At 73.3% G+C, this 17,008-nt stretch carries 13 protein-coding genes; 3 read left to right on the top strand and 10 right to left on the bottom strand.

The window, feature by feature from the left end; all coding sequences use genetic code 11:
• Nucleotides 1–15: 15 nt before the first annotated feature.
• A complete protein-coding gene (locus ACWCXH_RS28480) occupies nt 16–405 on the bottom strand; it encodes a DUF3224 domain-containing protein (protein WP_449804334.1) in 390 nt (129 codons plus the stop codon).
• Between the two features lie 98 nt (nt 406–503).
• Nucleotides 504–1,595, bottom strand: coding sequence for a PP2C family protein-serine/threonine phosphatase (locus ACWCXH_RS28475; RefSeq protein ID WP_449804333.1), 1,092 nt, complete (start codon nt 1,593–1,595; stop codon nt 504–506).
• Between the two features lie 117 nt (nt 1,596–1,712).
• Here ACWCXH_RS28475 and ACWCXH_RS28470 point away from each other — a divergent pair, with 117 nt between their 5' ends.
• Nucleotides 1,713–2,663: an RluA family pseudouridine synthase gene (locus tag ACWCXH_RS28470; protein WP_449804332.1), complete on the top strand. Its 951-nt coding sequence runs from the start codon at nt 1,713–1,715 to the stop codon at nt 2,661–2,663.
• A 190-nt stretch (nt 2,664–2,853) separates the two neighbouring features.
• Here the strand turns inward: ACWCXH_RS28470 and ACWCXH_RS28465 are convergent, their stop codons facing one another.
• The 4 genes from ACWCXH_RS28465 to ACWCXH_RS28450 all read right to left on the bottom strand — a co-directional run bounded on the left by ACWCXH_RS28465 (nt 2,854) and on the right by ACWCXH_RS28450 (nt 8,628).
• Entirely contained in the window at nt 2,854–4,302 is a 1,449-nt protein-coding gene (locus ACWCXH_RS28465; protein WP_449804331.1) for a multicopper oxidase family protein, read from the bottom strand.
• A 577-nt stretch (nt 4,303–4,879) separates the two neighbouring features.
• Nucleotides 4,880–5,737: a DUF1259 domain-containing protein gene (locus tag ACWCXH_RS28460; RefSeq protein WP_449804330.1), complete on the bottom strand. Its 858-nt coding sequence runs from the start codon at nt 5,735–5,737 to the stop codon at nt 4,880–4,882.
• Between the two features lie 301 nt (nt 5,738–6,038).
• On the bottom strand, nt 6,039–7,094 hold the full coding sequence (locus tag ACWCXH_RS28455; RefSeq protein WP_449804329.1) for a type III polyketide synthase: 1,056 nt from the start codon (nt 7,092–7,094) through the stop codon (nt 6,039–6,041).
• 328 nt (nt 7,095–7,422) lie between these two features.
• Nucleotides 7,423–8,628 (bottom strand): cytochrome P450, encoded by a 1,206-nt coding sequence (locus tag ACWCXH_RS28450; protein WP_449804328.1) that lies wholly within the window; start codon nt 8,626–8,628, stop codon nt 7,423–7,425.
• A gap of 435 nt (nt 8,629–9,063) precedes the next feature.
• On the opposite strand from ACWCXH_RS28450, the gene ACWCXH_RS28445 reads away from it, so the two are divergent.
• Complete coding sequence (locus ACWCXH_RS28445; protein ID WP_449804327.1) at nt 9,064–9,849, top strand: SDR family NAD(P)-dependent oxidoreductase; 786 nt, start codon at nt 9,064–9,066, stop codon at nt 9,847–9,849.
• Between the two features lie 105 nt (nt 9,850–9,954).
• On the opposite strand, the gene ACWCXH_RS28440 is transcribed toward ACWCXH_RS28445, so the two are convergent.
• The 3 genes from ACWCXH_RS28440 to ACWCXH_RS28430 form a co-directional block, all read right to left on the bottom strand.
• Nucleotides 9,955–10,362: a nuclear transport factor 2 family protein gene (locus tag ACWCXH_RS28440; protein WP_449804326.1), complete on the bottom strand. Its 408-nt coding sequence runs from the start codon at nt 10,360–10,362 to the stop codon at nt 9,955–9,957.
• 188 nt (nt 10,363–10,550) lie between these two features.
• Nucleotides 10,551–14,234 carry a SpoIIE family protein phosphatase gene (locus ACWCXH_RS28435; protein ID WP_449804325.1) on the bottom strand — a complete coding sequence of 1,228 codons (3,684 nt, stop codon included), beginning with the start codon at nt 14,232–14,234 and terminating at the stop codon, nt 10,551–10,553.
• 173 nt (nt 14,235–14,407) lie between these two features.
• Nucleotides 14,408–15,868: an MFS transporter gene (locus ACWCXH_RS28430; protein ID WP_449804324.1), complete on the bottom strand. Its 1,461-nt coding sequence runs from the start codon at nt 15,866–15,868 to the stop codon at nt 14,408–14,410.
• A gap of 119 nt (nt 15,869–15,987) precedes the next feature.
• Here ACWCXH_RS28430 and ACWCXH_RS28425 point away from each other — a divergent pair, with 119 nt between their 5' ends.
• On the top strand, nt 15,988–16,521 hold the full coding sequence (locus tag ACWCXH_RS28425) for a winged helix-turn-helix transcriptional regulator (protein WP_449804323.1): 534 nt from the start codon (nt 15,988–15,990) through the stop codon (nt 16,519–16,521).
• A gap of 74 nt (nt 16,522–16,595) precedes the next feature.
• On the opposite strand, the gene ACWCXH_RS28420 is transcribed toward ACWCXH_RS28425, so the two are convergent.
• Nucleotides 16,596–16,847, bottom strand: a complete 252-nt coding sequence (locus ACWCXH_RS28420; RefSeq protein ID WP_449804322.1) for a hypothetical protein — start codon at nt 16,845–16,847, stop codon at nt 16,596–16,598.
• Nucleotides 16,848–17,008 lie beyond the last annotated feature (161 nt).

Here is a 17,008-nt window from a genome sequence, read left to right as displayed (position 1 = left end):
GGGGGACCGCGGCCGTCAGCCCAGCTCGTACTCCAGGACGTAGGTGTGCGAGCCGTCCTCGCCGACGGTCAGGTGGAACTCCCCGGTGAGCCCGGCCAACTCGCCCGAGCCGGTGCCCGGGACGACGCGTATCGTCACGCCGGTGGTGTCCCACGCCGCGTGCTGGAGCACGAACGAGCCCTTCCGCCCGTCCAGTTCGCCCGTCACGTGCTCCACCGCGACGTACGACGCCGGAGCACCCGCGGTGTCCCCGACGGACGTCATCCGCACCTCGCTCGTGCCGGTGATACCGCCCGTGAACGTCTTGGCGATCCGGATCCGGCCGAACGCCGCGCCCGCCCGCTCCTCCGTCTCCACCGGCTCGAAGGCGGTCAGCTCGAACGCCCCGCTCGCCCTGTGCCCCATGGCCCTCTCCCGCCGACGATCGTCTCCGCGGCTGACACCCCGTCGACCGCGATCAGAGCCTTGCACACGGCACTGACATCGATGCCCGCAGCCGTCGCTCACGGCTCCCAGCGGAGCGCGAGCAGGGCGGCGTCGTCGGCCAGCCCGGCGGCGCCGACCCAGTCGTCGACGTCCGCGAGCAGCGCGTCCAACAGGTCTGCCGGGCTGCCCGCGTACAGGCCGGACAGGCGTTCCGCAAGCGGGTAGAACCGGCCCCCGGCGTCCCGGGCCTCGGACACGCCGTCGGTGTGCAGGAGCAGCAGGTCACCGGGCCCCGGCTCGAAGCGGCCCGCCGGGTAGTGGTCGCCGGTCAGCCCGAGCAGGCCCAGCGGCGGCGCCGGGAACGGCGGCTCCAGCTCGCTCACACGGCCCGCGCGGCGCAGCAGCGGGTGCGGATGGCCGCAGTTCACGATCGTCACCGGTCCCCGGTCCGGTGGCACGTCCAGCAGCAGCGCGGTGGCGAACCGTCCGTCCTCCTGCCGGGCGGTGAGCGCCGCGTCCAGCCGCGCCGCGAGCCGGGTGGGGTCGGGCTCGGTCCGTGCGGCCTCCCGGAACACGCCCAGCACGTCCGCCGCCGTCTCCACCGCCGGAAGCCCGTGCCCCTGTACGTCGCCGAGCAGGATCCGCACCCCGAATCCGGTCTCGACGACGGCGTACAGATCCCCGCCGATCCGCGCCTCGGCCGCCGCCGCGACGTACCGCACGGCCACGCGCAGCCGCCCGATCCGCTCCGGCGGCGGGCGCAGCAGGGCCCGCTGGGCCGCCTCGGCCACCGTCCGGACCTGGAACAGCTCCCGTTCCCGGGCCGCCACCAGGACGACGTTGGCGGCGCTGGCCAGCGTCGCGGCGAGCACCGTGATCAGCGCGGTGACGTGCACCTCGGTCGGCAGCTCGGTGTTGGTGGACTCCAGCAGCCAGACCGCGAGGACGGCGACCCCGCCGGCGATCAGCGGCACCCGGGCCGTCCGGGTGCCCGCTCCGGCCAGCACCGGCGCCACCGCGAGGACGGGGGAGAGCGTCGTGCCGGGGCCGGTCACCAGATCGGCCACGACGGCGCCGACCAGCAGCGCGAGGGAGCCGCACAGCAGCAGCCGGGTGCGTCGCGGCAGGTGCAGCGGCGGCACACCGTCCGGACCGTCGTCGGCGGTCACGCGTCCTCCAGGGCTGAGCGGCTTGAGCGGGCCTACCTTCCACTCTGCTCTGCGCCCCCGGCGGGCGGCACCTCGGACGAGGACGGCCGGCCGTACCCGACTAGGCTGGTCCGCGAGATGAGACGCAAGAACCGCCGCCCGGCCTCCCCGCTCCCGCAGCGCAACGGCGTGGACCCGGTGCACCTGCGGCTGCCGGCCGAGGGCCCCTGGCCGACCGTCCGGGCCTACCTGGCCGAGAGGCTGCCGGCCGTGGCGGCCGCGCGGATCGACGCGGCGCTGCACGGGAGGGAGATCGTCGGCGAGGACGGTCCGGTCGCGCCCGACGCGCCGTTCCGGCCGGGCGCGCACCTCTGGTTCTACCGGGACCTGCCGGACGAGGTCCGCGTCCCGTTCGACCTGGAGGTGCTGCACCGGGACGAGCACCTGGTCGTCGTCGACAAGCCGCACTTCCTGGCCACCACCCCGCGCGGCAGGCACGTCGCCGAGACGGCCCTCTCCCGGCTGCGGCACGTCCTCGACCTGCCCGCGCTCAGCCCTGCCCACCGGCTCGACCGGCTCACCGCCGGCCTGGCCATGTTCGTGGTCAGGCCGGAGGACCGCGGCGCCTACCAGACCCTGTTCCACGACCGGCTGGTCCGCAAGGAGTACCAGGCGATCGCCCCCTACGATCCGGCGCTGAGCCTGCCGCGCACCGTCCGCAGCCACATCGTCAAGGAACGCGGGGTGATCGCCGCCCGCGAGGTCGACGCCCCGCCGAACAGCGAGAGCCGGATCGACCTGCTCGACCACCGCGACGGCCTCGCCCGCTACCGGCTCCGCCCGCTCAGCGGGCGCACCCACCAGCTGCGCCTGCACATGAGCGGGCTCGGCGTGCCGATCCTCGGCGACCCGGTCTACCCGGTGGTGCTGCCCGAACCGGCCCCGGACGACTTCCGCCGCCCGCTCCAGCTCCTCGCCGCCGCCGTCGAGTTCACCGACCCGCTGACCGGCCGCGAGCGCCGTTTCGAGAGCCGCCGCACCCTGTCCGCCTGGGCCGACCCTGAGGGTTGGGCTCTCGGCGCGTCCTAGGTTCGGCGAACGACGGGCCCCGGCCCGGTGGCCGATCCGCCGCCCGGCCCCGTGGCGCGATCGTGGGGGGCATGAACCCAGCACTGCCCACGGCCCCGCACTCCTCGGGAGTCTCGCGGGCCCCGGATACCCGCGAGACTGGCTCACGACCGTGATCACAGGTGGTCGAACGCCAGGACTCCCGACAGTGTCAGGCCCGGATGCCGGCGCGCCCGTGGCGGTGGTGCCGACGGTGCCGTCGCCGCCGTCGCCGCCGACCGGTTCCGGACGCCGACGATCCGGACCGGCTGGATCCGGACCCGGAGGCCTCCGAGGACGAGGACGAGCCGGAGAAGGCCTCGTCCGACTCCTTGCCGGGGCCTTCCGATTCCGCGGGCAGCACGTCGATCCGGCCCATCTGGCCGTGCGAGGAGTGCACCATGTGGTGGCAGTGATAGACGTACTGGCCCGGATAGTCGCCCCAGGTCATGGCGATCCGGACGGTCTGGCCCGGATAGATCGGGACGGTGTCCTTCAGCCCGGCCTCGGCCGGGCCGACCGGCTCCCCGTCACGGTCGAGCACCCGGAACCGCACCAGATGGGTGTGGAACGAGTGGGGGGCGTGGAAGACCCCGGCCGGCCGTTGGGTGGGGTGGTTGTGGATCGTCCAGATCTCGCTGGTGCCGAGGGTGGTCCGCACGTCGGTCCGGTCCGGGTCGTACTTGCGCCCGTTGATCCTGGTGTCCGGGAAGGTCGTCAGCCAGAACTCCCGGTGCACCGTCGCCTGCGGGATCGGCGGCAGGGTGGCCAGGACGTCCGGTATCCGGCTGTGGTCCTCGGCCGTCCGGGTGATGTCGAAGCGCAGCACCTCGGGCCGCTCGGTCTCCAGCGCGGCCGTGTTCTCCAGCACCACCGATTCGCCGACCGGGTAGCGGGCGAAGTCGACCACGATCTCGGCGCGTTCCGCGCCGGCCAGGGTCAGCTCGTCCCGCTTCACCGGCTCGGCGAGCAGTCCGCCGTCGGAGGCTATCTGGGTGAACGGCTCGCCGTCGGCGAAGCGCAGCGATATGTGGCGGTTGGGCGAGACGTTGAAGACCCGCAGACGGTACTTGCGCGCCGCCACCTCGAAGAAGGGCCGCTCCTTGCCGTTGACCAGCATGTGCGGGCACTCGTACGGGTCGGTGTAGACCAGCCTGCCGTCGGTCTCGATCCGGGCGTCCCGGATGAGCAGCGGGATGTCGAACTCGCCGCCCGGCAGCGGCAGGCTGCTCTCGTGCGGGTCGCTGAGCAGGTAGGCGCCGGCCAGGCCGCGGTAGACGTTCTCGGCCTCCAGCCGGTGCGCGTGGTCGTGGTACCAGAGCGAGGCGGCCACCTGATCGTTGAGATAGCGGTACTCGCGGGTCCCGCCAGGCTCGATGACATCCATCGGCAGGCCGTCGTACCGCGACTGCACCTGGCCGCCGTGCAGGTGGACGGAGGTGTTCACGCTCAGGTCGTTGGTCTGCTGGATCACCACCTCCCGGCCCTTGACCGCCCGGATGGTCGGACCGGGGAAGCAGTCGCCGTAGGCCCGGACGGTGGTCAGCAGCCCCTTGACGACCTCCACCCGGGTCTCGGCCATTCGCAGCCGGTACAGGTCCGAGGTATCCGTCCGCTCCACCGGACTCAGTACCGGGGGCAGCCGCATGGCGTGCGCGAAGGGGACGATCCGGGCGGCCCGCCCCCCGGGCTCCGACCTGGCCGTCGCCGGCAGTGTGACGGGCCCGGCCCAGGCCCGGCCCGATGCGTGGCCCCATGGGAGGAGGGCCGCGGGACCGCCTATGGTGGCGGCCCTGAGGAGGTCTCGTCGGTTCAGCATCCTCGGTCTTTCTGTCCGGGACCCGGCGGTCGGTATGTCGCCGGGTAGGTGGTAGCCGGCCGTGGTCGCCGGCCGCTCCGCCCCGTGGCTGCCGCGCACACGACGGCGCGCGGGCCCTGGCGGTGGCTGACCGTGCGGCTCGCGCCGCGCTTGGTAACCGCCCGCTGGCTCAGTATCAGCGGGCTTCGCGCGCTCTGCATCGCGACCGCATCTGCCCGGGACCCCGGCATCCCCGGGGCAACTCGCGTTCCCGGGACGTTCGGCGGCCACTTCGTGCAGGGGCGAGCACCCGGTGCGCGCTCCGGGCGTCCGGCCGCGCCCGTCGGGCCCGACACTCGTCGGGCACGACGGGGGAGGGCCGGGTGTCGCCACCGGTCGGTCAGGTGGTGGCCGGCACGACATTGGTGGCGGCGACCGCGCGGCGGACCGATCTGGCCAGGTCCACGGCATCGCCCTGGGCCCAGATGTGGGTGAAGAAGAGGCGCGGCTCGTCCGTCAGGCCGTGGTTGTGGAGTTCGACGAGTTCGATGCCGCCCTGCCGTAACAGCGCGAGCACCTCCTGGACCTCGGTGGCGACCATGGCGAGGTCGCCGCTGAGCGCGGCCCGTCCCCCGCCGAGCGGCTGGAAGTTGAAGGCCGAGGTCGCGCCCAGGCCGGGTGGCAGGACGTGCCCCTCGTCGACGAGGGTCTCGCGGCGGACGAAGACGCACGCATGGACGTCTTCGCCGCTCGTGCCCGTGGCCCCCAGCGCGGCGTCGATGCCGGCGGTGTCCAGATCGAGGGGCTGGGGCGCTTTGGGCGGGCGTGGTGGTGGAGTGCCGGTGCGGTCGAGCGCGGTCCGCAGCCCCTGGGCCAGTGCCATGGGGTCGTGGCCGTGTGCGCACACATGGGTCCACCAGACGTCCGGCGACTGCGCCGGCAGGTGTTTGTGGATGGCGGTCAGGGCGATCCCCTGCGCCTGAAGGGCGTCGGTGAACGCCGGCAGCTCGTCTCCGGTCACCACCAGATCGCCCATCATCAGGGTGCTGCCGTCGTCGTACCGGGCGAAGGAGGCGTGCGAGCCCAGCGCGAGTCCGGGGGTGATGTCGACGCCGCGGCTGACCACGCGCAGGTCGTGCCGCGGGAAGGGCGTGTGGTGGTAGGTGCTGCGGATGAGGTTGCCCGGTCGGCCGAGGGTGTGCGTGATGTCGCCCCACTCCGCCGCGCTGGTGGTCACCGGGATGGGGGCCGGCCCCATGGTGCCGGAATCATGGGCTGCGGCCGGCCCCGTGGCCGCATCCCCCGCCAGGCCGACCAGCATCGGTATCAGCCCGGCCGCCGCCAGCAGTGGCCGTCGCGGTACAGCGGGGGGAACAGGGTTCCCGGGGGTTGCGTCTTCGGTTTTCACAGGCACCTCCAGAGCCCGGGGAAGTAGGGGTGCCGGTCCCCGCGTCGTGGCCACGGCGGCGTGCGGGTGACGGCTCCCGCCCGGATCGGCCGACAGGGGTGTGCCGGCGGCCGGACGAACGATCGGATGGGGGAGCGGCTCGACTTCCCGGTCAGGAACCGGACGACGCCCAGGTGCCCAGGGACATCTCGGCGGTGATACCCGGGCCGAACCCGGCCAGCAGTCCCTGGTGGCCGTTGAGGGCCGACTTCTCGTCGAACATCCGGGCCAGGGCGTCGAGCACGACCGCACTGGCGATGTTGCCGTACTGGGTGAGGGTGGCCCGGCTGAAGCGGAACGCCTCGGGCGGCACCTCCAGGAAGCGGCTCAGGTCGTCCAGGATCCGTGGACCGCCGGCGTGGACGATGTAGAAGTCCAGCGCGCCCACGTCCCACTGGTGCTGCTCCGCCACCGCACGCAGGGCCGGGCTGAGCGGCTCCATCGTCCCTGGCACCCGTTTGTCCAGCTGGAAGTGGAATCCGGTGGAGCGGACCGCGTAGGAGATCCAGTCCTCGGTGTGCGGGATGAGGTACGAGCCGTTGCGCTCCAACCGGATCCCGGTCCCGCCCTCGCCCCGGACCACGGCGGCGGCGATCCCGTCGCCGAACAGGCCGTTGGACAGGAGCGAGCCCACGCCCAGGTCGGTGGGCTGGTAGCACAGCGAGCAGAACTCGCAGGCCACGATCAGCACACTGGCGCCCGGGTAGGCGCAGCAGAAGTCATGGGCCCGGTTCACCGCCGCGCCGCCGGCCGCACAGCCCAGTTGGGCGATCGGCAGCTGCCGGGTCTCCGGCCGGAAGCCCAGTTTGTTGATCAGCCATGCGGTGAGCGACGGCATCATGAAACCGGTGCACGACACATAGACGATCAAGTCGATCTGGGACGGCTCCACTTGGGCCTGTTCGAGGGCCCTGATGACCACCGCCGGGACACGGGCCTTGGACTCCGACTCGAAGATGGCGCTCCGGGCGTCCAGCCCCGGGTGCTTCAGCACCACGTCGATGGGCTGGACCAGATGCCGCGTCTGCACTCCGGTGTTCTTGATCAGACGTAACGCCAGTTCGAGTTGCGGATGGTCGTGGTGGAGCCTGCGCGCCAGTTCGAGGGTTTCCTCGTTGGTGATGACGTGCTCGGGTACGGCTATCGCCGGTTTGCACAGAACTGCCATGGGACTTCCTCCTGACCGGGCGGTGTTCCCGGTGCGACCCTGGCGGGGCGGGGATTCACCTCTCGACGGCAGCCGCTGCGAGCCCAACGCGTGGAGACGGCTCGACGGCGGGAGTCACCGGGCGGGACCCAACACAGTGACGGACGATCCGCCAGAGCGAGGATCGGATACTCGCCGTGCGGGCGGTCGTGCCGTCCGTGAGTTGGTTCGGGCCGCGTCAGCCCAATCTACGAAAGGTGTGTCCATCACGCACGTCGGCCCGCACACTCCGAGGTGTGCGGGCCGACGTGCGCGGCGATGCCGCCGGGTCAACCGTCCGCAGCCGCCGTCACCAGGTGACCGGCAGCGCGAGCGGGTAGCGCCAGATCGACGTGGTGTTCCACGCCACTTCCGCGGCAGGCTTCGCCAGCGCGATCCTGGGGAAGCGCTCCAGCAGTGTTCCGAGGGCGACTTCGAGTTCGGTGATGGCGAGCGGTGCGCCGAGGCAGTGGTGCGCACCCCAGCCGAAGGTCATGTGGGAGGGGCTGGTCCGCTCCAGGTCCAGCTCGTCGGGCCGGTCGAACTTGCGGCCGTCCCGGTTGGCGGTCAGGTAGGAGACGTGCACGATGTCCCCCGCCCGGATCGTCACCCCGCTCAGCTCCACGTCCTCGAGGGCCACCCGGGGGATGCCGACGCCCTTGCGGAAGGGGATGAAGCGCAGCAGCTCGTGGATCACCTGGGTGAGCGTCTCGGGCCGCTCGCGCAGTGCGGCGCGCACGTCGGGACGGGTGAGGATGGCGTACGAGAGGTTGCCGAGCTCGTACGTCGTGGTGTCCTGGCCGGTGATCAGCAGGACCATGGCCATCACGGTGAGTTCCTTCTCGTCGAGGACCTCGTCGCCGTCGCGGGCCGTGGCCAGCGCGCTGATCAGGTCGTCGCCGGGGTTCCTGCGCCGCTCGGCCGTCAGCTCGGCGAAGTACGCCCGCAGGTCGGCCTTGGCCCGTACCGCGTCCGGCTTGTTGTCCAGGCCCACGTTCATCATCGTCCGGGCGTTGGCGCGCAGTTGCGCGCTGTCGGCCTCGGGGATCTCCAGAACCTCGCAGATCGTGATCAACGGGAGCGGGTGGGCCAGGTGCTCCATGAGGTCGGCCGGGGGACCCTGGTCCTGCATGCGGTCCAGCAGCTCGTTCACCACGAGCTGGGTACGGTCCCTCATCCGCTCGATGTGGTCGGGTGTGAAGCCCTTGGACACCAGGCTGCGCAGGCGGGCGCTGGCGGGCGGGTCCATGACGTTGATCGCCTCGGCCTGGACGATCGGCTCGGGAGTCATGCGCGGGAAGTCCCGGCCGACGATGGCGTGGCGGCTGAAACGCCGGTCAGTGGTCACCGTGCGCACGTCGTCGTACCCCGTGACGAGCCACGCCTCCTCCTTGCCGTAGGGAAGGCGGATGCGGCTGACCGGTGCCTCGTTCATGAGCTGCCGGAGCGTCGGGTCGAAGTCGAGGGCCTCGGCGAAGTCGAACGGGCAGTTCCGGGCGCTGGAGTCGGTGGACATGCGGACCTCCAGGTCTGGGCTGTGCGGGCTGGATTGGAAGGCGGACGGAACGGACGGAGCAGCGGTACCCGATCGGTCGCCCGCACACACCGGTGGAGGTGCGGGACCGCCGGTAATTCATCCGTGCTGATCAGTGCCGGTGGCGGGCGGAGCGCTCGGTTTGCCTTCCTTCACCTGGATGGGCGCGCCGTTCCCTCCGGGGTGCTGCCCGGATTCCATCGGTCGGAGCCGGAGCGTCCCTCTCTGCGGCTGTCCCCACCTGTATGGAGCAGCAGTCCCATCAGCCGAAAGGCTGCGTCGACGGTACGGCGTTGCCGGAGGGAGTGACCCGGAGGGCTGGGTTCTCGGCGCGTCCGTCCTAGGTCCAACGAACGACGGCGCCCCCGGCCCGGTGGCCGATCCGCTGCCCGACCCCGCAGCGCGATCGTGGGGGGCATGAACGCAGTACAGCCCATCGCCCCCACGGCCCCCGTCGCCGTCGTCACCGGGGCCTCCCACGGCCTCGGGCTGGCCCTCGCCGAGGCCCTCGCCGCCGACGGGTGGCAGCTGGTGATCACCGCCCGCGGCGCCGCCGGACTCGCCACTGCCGAGGCGCGGCTGGGCGCCGTCACCAAGGTCGTCGCGCTGCCCGGCTCGATCGTGGACGACGACCACCGCGCCCGCCTCGCCCTGGCGTCCGCCGGGCTCGGCGGCGCGAGCCTCCTGGTCAACAACGCCGGCACCCTCAACGGCACCGACGACGCCACCGCCGAACCACTGCCCCGGCTCGCGGACGCCCCGCTGCCCGCGCTCCTGGAGACCTTCGAGGTCAACGCCCTCGCCCCGATCGCGCTCACCCAGCTCGTCCTGCCGCAGCTGCGCGCCCATGCCGGCGCGGTGCTCAACATCAGCTCGGAGGCGGCCGTCGTGCCGTACGTCGGCTGGGGCGGCTACGGCGCGAGCAAGGCCGCGCTCGACCTCGCCACCGCCGTACTCGCCCGCGAGGAGCAGGAGTTGAGGGTCTGGGCGGTCGACCCGGGCAGCATGCGGACCCGAATGCTCCAGCAGGCGAGCCCCGGCGAGGACATCTCCGGCGAGCCGCTGCCCGAGGAGGTCGCTTCCGTCCTGTTCGCCCTGCTCCGCGACCGCGTCCCCTCCGGCCGGTACCGGGCGGAGGACCTCGCGGCGCGAGCCACGGCAGAAGTCGCGGCGGACCGCACGACGGTCCGGGGTGGGCGATGACCGTTCTCACGCACCTCGGCGCTGTGCGCGGTGTGCGCGGTGTGCGCGGGGCGAGGACGGCGGTCGAGCCGCGCACCACGGGCAGGGAGGGCGATCGACGTGCGTTCAGGCGAACAGCGTCCGCGCGACGTGGTCGGTGTCGAGGTACTCCCGGACGGCGGTGATCAGCCCGTTCTCGACGGTGAACACGGCCGCGCAGTGGTTCTCGTACGCGCCGCCGTTCGCGGCCGTCCCCTTGGCGGTCCACTCGGCGACGGCCTTCGGGCCGTCCGCGAGGACCTGGGTGAGCGTCACCTCCAGCGGGGTGTCGGGGGCGAACAGGGTGCGCACCCCGCCGAGGAAGTCGCCGAGGATGGCGTCCTTGCCGCGCCAGACCCGCGACAGCGGCAGGTTGCCCGGGTACTCCCAGGTGGCGTCGTCGGCGAAGCAGGCGGTCGCGGTGTCGAGGTCGCCCTCGGCGATGGCGGTGACGTAGGCGGTGACGACGGTACGGGCGTCGAGCTGCTGGTTCACGGTGGCTCCTCTGGCTTCCTCCGGTCGGGGCTGTCCCGCCGTGCCACCAGACAACCGCGCGGCCGCCGCCCCGGGCCAACAACCGCAACGGGATGCCGACAACCGGCCGTTGTCGTGCCAGATCAGAGCTGGCTCAGGGCCGGCTCAGGGCTGGCTCGGCGTCGGCTCGGGGCCGGCCGAAGGCCCGCTCAGCGCGCGCTCGCGGTCCCGGGCGGCAGCTCCAGCTCGAACCAGACCACCTTGCCGTCCCTGGTCAGCCGGCTGCCCCACCGGTGGGCGAGCTCGTTGACGAGGTGCATGCCGCGCCCGCCCTCGTCCTCGGCCAGGGCGCGCCGCATGCGCGGGGCCTCGCTCTCCCGATCGGCCACCTCGACGGTGAGCATCCGGTTGCAGAACAGCCGCAGTTGGGTGGGGGATCCGGCGTGGACGAGGGCGTTGGTGATGAGTTCGCTGGCGAGCAGTTCGGCCCAGTCGGCGAGCGCGCCGAGCCCCCAGTCGGTGAGCGTCCTGCGGGTGAAATGACGGGAGTGCGCGACCATCGCGTGGTCACCGGTGAGCGGCAGGGTCGCGATCCGGTCGGAGCCGACCGGGCGGACCTGGGCCATGATGACGGCGATGTCGTCCTCGGGGGTGCGGCCGGTGAGTTCGGCGAGGACGGCGTCGCAGGTCTGCTCCAGCGAGCGGTGCCGGTCGGCGATCGTGCGGCAGAGCAGCCGCAGGCCCTCGTCGAGGTCGCGGCCGCGGCGCTCGACGAGTCCGTCGGTGTAGAGCGCGAGGATGGCCTCCTCGGGGAGGCTGAACTCGACGCTCTCGAACGGGACTCCGCCGACGCCGAGGGGTGCGCCGGGCGGCAGCTCGACCGTCCGGGCTCGCCCGGCGGGGTCCGCCACGACCGGTGGCAGGTGCCCGGCGCAGGCGGCGTTGCAGCGACGGTCGACGGGGTCGTAGATGACGCACACGCAGGTGGCGAACTGCCCTTCGCCGAGTGCGCTGGTGGCCTCGTCCAGTCGGTGCAGGACGCGCGCCGGGTCGATGTCGAGTGTGATCAACGTGCGGGCCACGGTGCGCAGTTGGCCCATGGTGGCGGCGGCCCGGATGCCGTGTCCCATGACGTCGCCGACGATCAGCGCGACCCGCCCGGACGGCAGCGGCACGACGTCGAACCAGTCGCCGCCCACCTCGCTGACGACGCTGCTGGGCAGGTAGCGGTAGGCGATGTCGAGGCCGAGCGTGCGGTGGATCTCCTGGGGCAGCAGGCTGCGTTGGAGGGTGAGCGCGGTGTCCCGCTCGCGCCGGTAGAGCCGTCCGTTGTCGATCGCGAGGGCGGTGCGCGCGGCCAGCTCCTCGGCGAGGGACTGGTCGGCCGGCCCGAACGGCACCGGGTTGTTGGTGCGGATGAACTCGGCACCGCCGAGCACGAGCCCGCGCGCCACGAGCGGCACCATCAGGTACGAGTGCACCCCCGCTGCCAGCCCGGGCTCGATCCGGTCGGGCGAGGCGGCGATCCTGCGCACGTCGGCCTCGGTGACCTCGGAGACGAGGATCGAGCGCCCGGTGCGCAGGCTCTCGGCGTACACCTCGGCGGACTGCGAGGTCTCGCCGACGGAGTCGGCGGCGCCGGTCATGGTGCCGGAGAGGGCGGTCTCGCCGATCGCGACCGCCCGCATCAGCACCGAGCCGTCGGAGGGGACGGGCCCGGGCTCCTCGCCGCCGAGCACGGCGTCGCGCAGGTCGACGGTGACGAAGTCGGCGAAGCGCGGGATCACGACCTCCAGCAACTCCCGTGCGGTGCGGTGCAGATCGAGCGTGGTGCCGATCCGGGCGCTGGCCTCGTTGAGCAGCGACAGCCGCTGCTGTGCGGCCCACGCCTCGTCCAGGGCGCGCTGCCGGGCGGCGGCCGCGTCGCGTTCGCGGGTGAACAGCAGCGCGTTGTCGATGGACACGGCCGCCCGCACCGCCAACTCCCCGGCCAGTGCGAGGTCTTCGTCCTCGTAGGGGCGGTCGGCGAGGGTGCGGTAGAAGCCCGCGACGCCGACCGGAGTGCCGCGCGCGATCAGCGGGACGACCATGAACGAGTGGACGTTCTGCTCGCGCGCCGCGGCCGTGCGCACCGGGTCGTCGGCGAACCAGGCCATCCCCTCCGCGTCCATCCGCGGCACCAGCACGGGCCTGCGGTTGGCCAGGCACCACGCGTACGGCGAGCCGGGCCGGAAGCGCTGGACGTCGCCGGTCCGGTCGATCGGGCGCAGGGTGGAGCCGTGCACGGAGTGGAAGGCCATCCGTCGCAGGAGCGCGGAGCCGTCCGCCGAGGCGCGGGCCTCGCGCTCGCCGCGGACGAGGTCGTCCAGCACCTCGACGACCACCGTGTCGGCCAGCCTGGGAGTCGCGACTTCGGCCAACTCCTGCGCGGTGCGGTCGATTTCGAGCGTGGTGCCGATCCAGGTGGAGGCCGCGTTGACCAGCGCGAGCCGCTCCTGCGCGGCCTTCGCCTCGCGCAGCGCCTGCTGGCGGGCGAGGACGGTCTGGTGCTGGCGCAGGTACAGCCGGGCGTTGTCGATCGCGACGGCGGCGCGGGAGGCGAGCTCGTCGCCGAGGGTGATGTCCGCGGCGGCGAAGGCCTCCCGGGCGCCGCGCCGCGAGTACACGATCATGCCGAGCGTCGTGCCGCGCGCCACCAGCGGGGTGATCCGCACCGACCGGGGCCGGTCGCCGAGGAAGGCCTGGCGGCGGCTCTCGGTGATGCCCGTTCCGAGCAGGGGCAGCTCCCAGGACGGCACGACGACCGTCCGCCCGGTGGCGAGGGCCCGCGCGTACGGGGAGTCGGGCGGCAGCTCGTACACGGCGTTGACGGGCAGGGACTCCGCCGGGTACAGCGGGTCGGTGGAGGCGAGGGCCAGGCGGCGCACCAGCAGCGGCGTGCGCGGGTCGGGCGGTTCGACGTTGCGCCCGGCGACCAGCGCCTCCAGGGCGAACACGCCGCTCATGTCGGCCACCCTGGGGACCATGGCGTCGGCCAGCTCGCGGGCGGTCTGCCGCAGGTCGAGCGTGGTGCCGATGGAGGCCGTCGCGTCGACGAGCAGGGCGAGGCGCTCCTGCGCCCGGGCGGCGCGGGCGTCGGCGCGGAACCGCTCGGTGATGTCGATGACGGTCGAGCTGACCCCGAGCACCCGCCCGCCCGGCTCCTCCAGCCGGAAGTACGAGGCGGACCAGGCGTGGTCGTGCCGCGGATCGCCCGGGGGGCGGCCGTGTGAGCGGGTGTCCACGACCGGGGTGCCCGTCTCCAGCACCCGGCGCATCACCGCCTCCGTGTCGGCGCCGTCGATGCCGGGCAGCAGCTCGGTGAGCCGGTGGCCCACGTGCGCCTGGACGGACAGGCCGGTGACCCGGGCCAGCGCCTCGTTGAGGCGGACGAACCGCAGGTCGGCGTCGAAGACGCCCATGCCGATCGGGGACTGCGTGAAGAAGCCGTCGAGGACGGCCAGGTCCGCCTCGATCCGGCGCAGCGTCGTCACGTCGGCGGCGATGGCCAGCACCAGCGGGCGCTCGCCGGGGCCGTCGATGGGGTGGGTGCGGAACTCCAGGTTCACGTGGTGTCCGTCCCGGTGCCGGACCGGGAACACGCCGGACCACGGCCGCCCGTCCAGGATCTGCCGGAACAGCTCCAGGACCTCGGGCCGCTCCTCCTCGGAGGTCAGCAACTGGGCGGCCTTGGCGCCGACGGCCTCGGCGGCGGTGTAACCGAGCAGTGCCTCCGCGTCGCGGCTCCAGTGCAGGATCCGCCCGTCGGCCTCGATCAGCGCGGTTGCGATCGGCACCATCAGCAGGGCGTCCTGCCGCGGCTCCCCCTGGCGCGGCTCGTTCTCGTTCACCATGGCCAGAGAACCGTCCGGAGATCGCTTCCACCAGCCCTGCTATCTTCGCACGCAGCCCCCGCGCACCGCTCACCGTGTCGACGGGCACGAGAAGTCGGCGTGACCGACTTCCTGCTCCGGCCCGGCAGGCCCGAGCGCGGGAAAGTCGGGCGGGCCGACGTCCCGTGCACCCCTCACCCTGCCGTGACCCGCTCTCGTGCGGGTGCTGCCGACGCCTCCGCCGTCCCGCTCGCGCGGGACTCGGCGGTGCGGGTGGCCATGGCCAGCAGCGCGCCCGCGAAGCACAGGCCGGCCGCGACCAGGACGGCCCGGTCGGTGCCCGCCGCCAGGGCGCGGGCCGCCGCCTCGTGGCCGGGGCCGCTCGGGTGGGCGGAGGCCGCCACGGCGACGGTGACCGCGACGCCGAGCGCCGAACCCAGGTACCGGGACGTGTTGTTGGCGCCGGACCCCATCGCCGCCCGGTGCGCCGGCACGCTGCTCACCGCCAGCCGGGCCAGCGCGGCGTTCAGCACGCCGCTGCCGATGCCCGCGACCACGAGCCCCGGTGCCGGCCGCACCCACGTGGAGTCCGGCCCCAGCCCGTACAGGCCGGCCTCGCCGACCCCGCAGATCAGCAGCCCGAGCGCGACCTGCGCGGTCGCCGACAGGTGTGCCGCCAGCCGCCGGGCCTGGAGCGCGGAGACCACCGAGAGACCCGACCAGATGGCCAGCACGCCGCCGACCGCCGGCCCGGACAGGCCGAGGACGCCCTGGAGCAGGGTGGGCAGGTAGCTCATGAAGCCGACCATCGACAGCCCGGTGAACATCGCCCCGCCGGTGGCCGCGATGAAGCCGGGGCTGCGGAACAGCGAGAGGTCCAGCATCGGCTCCCGCACCTTCACCTCCACCACCGCGAACAGCGCGAGCAGCAGCACCCCGAGCGCCAGCAGCACCAGCACAGGGGGTCGGCCCCAGCCACTGCGGCCCTCGGCCAGCCCGGCGATCAGGAGGGTCGTCCCGGCGGCGAGCGTCAGGACGCCGTACGGGTCGAGCGGGCGCGGACGGTCCGCGCGGGACTCGGTGAGGACGGCCGCCGCGAGCGCCGCGAGCGCCGCGGACACCACGGCGAGCCCGCCGCCGACCGCCCGCCACCCGGCCCACTGCCCGACCAGCGCACCGTAGACCGGGCCGATCGCGATGCCCAGGCCGACCGCCGCGCCCCACACGCCGAGCGCCCTGATACGGGCAGGTCCGGGCGGGAAGGCGTGGCTGATCAGCCCGAGCGCGGGCGCCAGGATCGCCGCCGAACCGGCGCCGAGCAGCACCCGGGCGGTGAGGTAGGCGGCGCCGCCGGGGGCGAGGGCGGCGAGCGCCTCGGAGGCGGCGAAGAGCAGCACGCCGAAGGTGAACACGCGCTTGCGCCCGTGGTCGTCGGCCGCGCTGCCGGCGGTGAGCAGCAGCGCCGAGATGCCGACCAGGGTGCCGGTGAGGATCCAGGTGCGCCCGGTGGCCCCGAGGTGGGCGGCCTCGGCGGTGGCGGCGAGCGAGGCGGTGGGGGCGGTGTAGGCGACCGTGACCAGTGCGGTCGCGACCGCGGTGGTGAACAGGGTGGCGCCGGGCCGGACGGGCGCGGCGCCGGTTGGTGCGGCGGACATGGGTGTTCCCTCCGGGGAGCGGCAGTGAGTCTGATGAATGAACCTGTTATCCGGGTGGCACGCTACCATCAAGAGTCTGTTGATTGAACCCACCCTGCGACTGGACTACGCTGACCGCCATGGCGCTCGGAACCGACTACGAACTGCAGGACTGCGCACTCGCCCGCGCCCTGGAGGTGGTCGGCGAACGCTGGAGCCTCCTGATCGTGCGCGACGCCTTCTACGGCGTGCAGCGCTTCAACGACTTCCTCACCCACCTCGGCATCCCGCGGGCCGTCCTCACCTCCCGGCTGGGCGCGCTCGTCGCCGCCGGTGTCCTGCGCAAGGAGCCGTACCAGCAAGCGCCGCTGCGCCACGGCTACCTGCTCACCGAGGCCGGGCTCGAACTGTGGGCGCCGCTCTACCTGTTGAGCCGCTGGGGCGGCCGGCACGCCACCCCGGACGGCCCGCGCCACCTCTTCGCGCACGCCGCCTGCGGCACCGACCTCGACATCGCGGGCGCGTGCCCGCACTGCGGAGGCCGGGTCGTCCCGCCCACCGAGGTCGTGATCCGGCCCAACCCGGGCCGCGAAGGCGCCCCGCGCACGGACCCGGTCTCGCTCGCACTGGCCCGCCCCCACCGGCTGCTGGAACCGCTCGCCTCGGCCGCCTGACCCGCCCGGCGGCGGGAACGCCGACGGGGCCGCCGGCAGCATGCCGACGGCCCCGCGCCACTCGCGGTCGACGCCTACGGGTGGAAACTGATCTCCGGGTTCTCCGCCGTCGGACCGTCCAGGACCGGCTGGTCGATGCCCTTCAGGTGCAGGTCGAAGAAGGCGGCGACGTGCTCGCGGGCGAGCTCGATCCCGCGCGTGGCCGTCATCGTGCTGCCGGGAGGCAGCGGAAGGCCGAGCACGAATGCGGTGGGAGGGGCCGGGGAAGCGGCCAGTGCGGGTGCGGCGACGACGGACAGCGGCAGGGCGAGCAGAAGGGCCGCCACCGCGGTCTGAGGGACGCTCCGATCGCCCTGCTCGCTCTGCTCGTCCGAGGCCGGGCGGCCGACGTTGGACGTAGGTCCAGGGGCTACCTCCTTCCTTGTCGCACCTCCTCGATCTCAGCACCACCTCTCCGGCTCGCACTCCTGCTCACTCGCCGGTTCCC

The sequence above is a fragment of the Kitasatospora sp. NPDC001660 genome (genome assembly GCF_053596725.1).
This window is presented reverse-complemented; position numbering and strand designations above follow the sequence as displayed.

Bases quoted from the DNA above. Each gene is read 5' to 3' on its own strand.
- ACWCXH_RS28480 (WP_449804334.1), bottom strand. From the start codon at position 405: ATGGGGCACAGGGCGAGCGGGGCGTTCGAGCTGACCGCCTTCGAGCCG.
- ACWCXH_RS28470 (WP_449804332.1), top strand. From the start codon at position 1,713: ATGAGACGCAAGAACCGCCGCCCGGCCTCCCCGCTCCCGCAGCGCAAC.
- ACWCXH_RS28460 (WP_449804330.1), bottom strand. From the start codon at position 5,737: ATGGGGCCGGCCCCCATCCCGGTGACCACCAGCGCGGCGGAGTGGGGC.
- ACWCXH_RS28455 (WP_449804329.1), bottom strand. From the start codon at position 7,094: ATGGCAGTTCTGTGCAAACCGGCGATAGCCGTACCCGAGCACGTCATC.
- ACWCXH_RS28450 (WP_449804328.1), bottom strand. From the start codon at position 8,628: ATGTCCACCGACTCCAGCGCCCGGAACTGCCCGTTCGACTTCGCCGAG.
- ACWCXH_RS28445 (WP_449804327.1), top strand. From the start codon at position 9,064: ATGAACGCAGTACAGCCCATCGCCCCCACGGCCCCCGTCGCCGTCGTC.
- ACWCXH_RS28435 (WP_449804325.1), bottom strand. From the start codon at position 14,234: ATGGTGAACGAGAACGAGCCGCGCCAGGGGGAGCCGCGGCAGGACGCC.
- ACWCXH_RS28430 (WP_449804324.1), bottom strand. From the start codon at position 15,868: ATGTCCGCCGCACCAACCGGCGCCGCGCCCGTCCGGCCCGGCGCCACC.
- ACWCXH_RS28425 (WP_449804323.1), top strand. From the start codon at position 15,988: ATGGCGCTCGGAACCGACTACGAACTGCAGGACTGCGCACTCGCCCGC.